General features: G+C 57.7%; 3 protein-coding genes. 2 read left to right on the plus strand and 1 reads right to left on the minus strand.

Going from position 1 to position 4,443, the window contains the following annotated elements; genetic code table 11:
• Positions 1–64 precede the first annotated feature (64 nt).
• Positions 65–1,225, plus strand: a complete 1,161-nt coding sequence (locus ACR0LX_RS22795; protein ID WP_480785610.1) for a TolC family protein — start codon at positions 65–67, stop codon at positions 1,223–1,225.
• 38 nt (positions 1,226–1,263) lie between these two features.
• Here the strand turns inward: ACR0LX_RS22795 and ACR0LX_RS22800 are convergent, their stop codons facing one another.
• Positions 1,264–2,097, minus strand: a complete 834-nt coding sequence (locus ACR0LX_RS22800) for a Rossmann-like and DUF2520 domain-containing protein (protein WP_480785611.1) — start codon at positions 2,095–2,097, stop codon at positions 1,264–1,266.
• Between the two features lie 315 nt (positions 2,098–2,412).
• Between ACR0LX_RS22800 and phnY the strand changes: the two genes are divergently transcribed.
• Positions 2,413–3,876, plus strand: a complete 1,464-nt coding sequence (phnY, locus tag ACR0LX_RS22805) for a phosphonoacetaldehyde dehydrogenase (RefSeq protein ID WP_480785612.1) — start codon at positions 2,413–2,415, stop codon at positions 3,874–3,876.
• Positions 3,877–4,443: the final 567 nt, after the last annotated feature.

The following is a 4,443-nucleotide window of genomic DNA, read 5'->3' on the forward strand; positions in this document are numbered from 1 at the left end:
GATTGTCACGGTCTGCTCCTGTAATTTTGAGCATGCGCTACCAAAACTACGTTTGACCTGACAGGTGGGAATTAATTTTGCGACAGAACCGGCCGAGTCACCCTCATCAGCGGCAGGGGTCGCCAGCATCGCCGCTTCGCAATCGCGCATTGCCTCGGAAAAGGGCAGGTTCAGACCGCAGCTGAACGCAGAGACCTCGGTAACTGACGAGGGTGACACGATCCCGATCCTGCGGCTGAGCCAGATCATCTATGACGGCGGCAAGGTTGCAGGACGTGTAGGTCTGCGCCAAATCGAGGCGCGACAAACCTGGCTGAACGAGTTGGCGGTCTTGAGCGCGCTGAGTTTCGAGGCGGTCGAAACCATCATCGACCTTGATCGCAACCGCAGGCTTGAAGATCAGGCACACGAGAACCTTGAACGCACCACGGCGCTGGTCGATGACCTGAAGGATCGGTTCGACGCCGGGGCGGGTTCGGTGGCCGATCTGCTGGCCGGTAAGGGACGGCAATCGAATGCCGAGACTGAACTGGCGCAGGCGCAAACCGATGTCGCGCTTGCGACAGCGACGTGGGTCGAGGTGTTTGGGTCACTGCCGGGAACCGTACCTAAGATCCCGCGCGCGCCCGCGCTTGTGGGGACATCCTCGCAGGACATGGTGGCCCGAAGCCCGAGACTGCGCAGTCAGGTCGCAGAAAGCGAGGTGCGCGAGCAAGAGGTTTTGGTCGCCGAACGGGCAACGCGACCAACTTTGTCTGCAATCCTGGAGACGGATTTTGACCAGGGCTCTATCGACGACGGTGTGCAGGCCCGCCTGGGCGTCGACATTCCAATCTATCAGGGGGGATCGGCGCGGGCCAACGTCCAGACAGCGCGGGCCAACCACCAGCAAAGCAAGGCCAATACAGAGGCCCTGCGACGCGAGTTGCAACGCAATCTGACGCAGGCGCTCGAGGAAACGAACTCGATCCAGCAACGGCTGGCTCTGGCCCGGCGGGCTGTTGTCATAAATCAGGATGCGCTGAACGCTGCCCGAGGCCAATTCGATATCGGTCGCACGACGTTTCTGCAAATTCTGGACGCGCTGCGCGAGCTGAACACCGCTCAGGTGCGGGTCATTCAATTGGAGGCGCAGGCACGTCGCGCGGAATACGCGGTGCTTGCGGTCACAGGCGACATATTGGATGCCCTCGGGGTCGGGCGGCCCAATGATCCAAGCTTGTAACCGTACCATGCGGTCGGTCGCGCGGCCAAAGCCAAGATCTAGCGCGTGCGGCCCTGTGTCTTGAGCCGTCGTGCAAGGTCACTGAGAACGCGGTAAAGCTCACCAACGGGTGGGTTCCACTGGGCCACATCCTCGCACTGCGTGGCGACAACATGTTGGTCTCCGCGGGCGGCGGGGCCGGTGAGAGCGTCCTGCGGACCCAGGGCGACTACGTTTTCAACGGTGCTTTCCAGAAGCTTTGCGTTCAACTGCCAGGCAACGTCGTCCGAAACGCCTGCCTGCGCCCAGGCATCCCGGGCAATAGCTTGTAAAACAACAGTAAAATTATTTGAGATCACCGCAGCCGCGTGGTAGAGGCTTTTGCTTTCGGATCGGATCGAAAAACATTCGGCGCCGAGCGCTTCAAGGACGGGCCGAAGGAAGGAGACCGCAGACGCGTCGCCCTCCAATCCGCAAAGCGCACCCTTGAACTGGTTTGCCGCCGCCGCTGGGTCAGCAAATGACATGACCGGATGAACGCTGGCCAGATGCCAGCTCAGCGTCCGCAGAGGCGCCATCTGATCCGCCGGGTAAAAGCCGCTACAGTGAAAGGCGATGGATGCCTCGGTTGGTGAACGGGTCGCGGCAATCTCTGCTGCGACGGCTTCGATCTGCGCATCGGGTACGGCTATGATCCAGAGATCAGCGAGCCGCAGATCGGACATGTGCCTAACCACGCGTCCGGAACCAACTTGCTGAACGGCGTTGTGTGCCGAGGAATCACTCGCGCTTAGGACATCCTGTATCTGACACTTCGGCAAGGCACTCAGCAGCCTCAGGAATGTCTGCCCAACCTTACCAGCGCCGATCAGGTTCACTTTGATCAGGTTCATCTCTGCCTGCCCTTCTGGCGTTTGCACCCAATGCGCAGTCTGTCACGCAGGTCACGGTAATCCTAGCCTGTTGGGCGAGCGTTTAGCGCAGGTCCTCGGGGCGCCATAAAAGCACCGCGACAGATCGCATCGATTTGGCAAGAATGTGGTTCCGATACGGGCACGGATTGTGCAAACAGGTATTGTCATGAGGCCGGTTGGAACCAAAGCCGTGAATCGCAAACTACTGCATCTGTTTGACCCGAATGTTCGGGCCGCGCTGGGCGAGACATTGTGCTGTTTCGACACAACCGCTGCTCACCAGGAGGCGCCCGCATGAATGAGATGGCCAATTTGGACATTCGAAACGAAGGGATGCGCATCGGCGGCGCAGAAGTGTTTGCAGATACAACAATGCCGGTCCAATACCCCTACACCGACGAAATCATAGGCTATGTGCCCGCGGGTGACGCGCGTCACGCAAAACAGGCGTTTGAGATCGCGGCAAACTATCAGCCGACCCTGACCCGGTTCGACCGCAGCCAGATCCTTGGGCGGGCGGGGCAGATCATCGGCGAACGGCGCGAATACCTGACCAAGTGGTTGACGTTGGAATTGGGGATCTGCCATCAGCATGCGATCTACGAGACCAAGCGCGCGCAGGATGTGTTCCAGTTCGCCGCTGCCGAAGCTTTGCGGGATGATGGCGAGGTCTTTTCATGCGACCTGACGCCCAATGGCAAGGACCGCAAGATTTTCACCAAGCGCGAGCCGGTTCGGGCGATCTCGGCCATCACCCCGTTCAACCACCCGCTCAACATGGTGAGCCACAAAATTGCTCCGGCGATCGCCACCAACAATTGCATGGTGTGCAAGCCCAGCGAACTGACCCCGCTGACCGCGATCACGCTAGCTGACATCCTGTATGAGGCTGGTCTGCCGCCCGAGATGTTCCAGATCGTCACCGGCTGGCCGGACAACATCGGCGATGAGATGGTCACCAACGGCAATGTCGACATCGTCACTTTTACCGGTGGTGTTGCCGCAGGAAAGATGATCGCAGAGAAATCGGGCTATAAGCGCACGGCGCTTGAACTGGGCGGGAATGATCCATTGATTGTTCTCAATGACCTGAGCGACGAAGATCTTGAGCGGGCCGCTTCAATCGCGGTGGCCGGGGCGACCGGAAATTCGGGTCAGCGCTGCACGGCCGTAAAACGCATTCTGGTTCAACACAGCATCGCCGACAGATTTGTCCCCCTGGTGCTGGAAAAAGCCAAAGCGATCAGATTCGGTGATCCGCGCGACCCGGAAACGGAACTGGGCTGCGTCATCCATGCGCAAGCCGCGAAATTGTTCGAACAGCGCGTTCAGATGGCGGCCGATGAGGGCGCGGAAATCCTTTACAACCCCGGTCGCCAAGGAGCTCTACTGCCACCGATCGTTGTGGACAAGGTGCCCCAGACGTCAGAGTTGGTGATGGAAGAAACCTTTGGTCCCGTCGTGCCCATCCTTCGAGTCCCGGACGATGATGACGAGGTTATCGCGATCTCGAACGCGACGGTTTTTGGCCTGTCTTCGGGGGTTTGCACCAATGACTTCCGCCGAATGCACGCATACATCGAAGGCTTGAACGTTGGCACAGTGAATATTTGGGAACAGCCGGGATACCGCATCGAGATGTCGCCCTTTGGGGGTATCAAGGACAGCGGCAATGGCGTCAAGGAAGGCGTGATCGAAGCAATGAGGTTCTTTACGAACGTGAAGACCTATTCGCTGCCGTGGCCAGGACGGGCCTGACAGGAACAGACCCGCCTAATTTGCACACAGTCAGGCGGGTTAGCAAAACTTGAAAACCAACCCCTGAAGCTTCCTCTGTCATCGGGGCCCAGAGCCGGTGATGACTGGGCATTTTGATAGAAGGCTCAAGTATTTCAGATCAGTTTCGCAAAGCAAAAAACGTTGTTAATGTAACTAAAACATCCTAAGCTGCTTTTCGTGCAACTTAGAACGGACTCTTTGTCTTAACTTTCAGAATCACGTGGCATCCTGAGTTTGCCTGATGCGACTTCTTCGCCCGGCATCACTGCCTTCCAGGCCCGCGCCTGCGACTGCGCATAAATGACCAAACGGGGTAAGCAGAAATTTTTCGGAGGCAAGGGAAACCCACTGCAATTACTGTGTTATGGCAACATACGACGGCCCGCCAACACCGCCTGCCTGTAAGAATTGCAGTTGCACAAGTTTTGTCGAAAGCAATCAGTCTGATCTAAATTTTGAACGAACTTGACTTTATTGGTGTTGATTGGGTAACAATACTCGTTACGATTACAACGAAAAATGTAAGCGAGCGTGTTTTGTCGCCGG

It is taken from the genome of Ruegeria sp. CH11 (assembly GCF_056537105.1).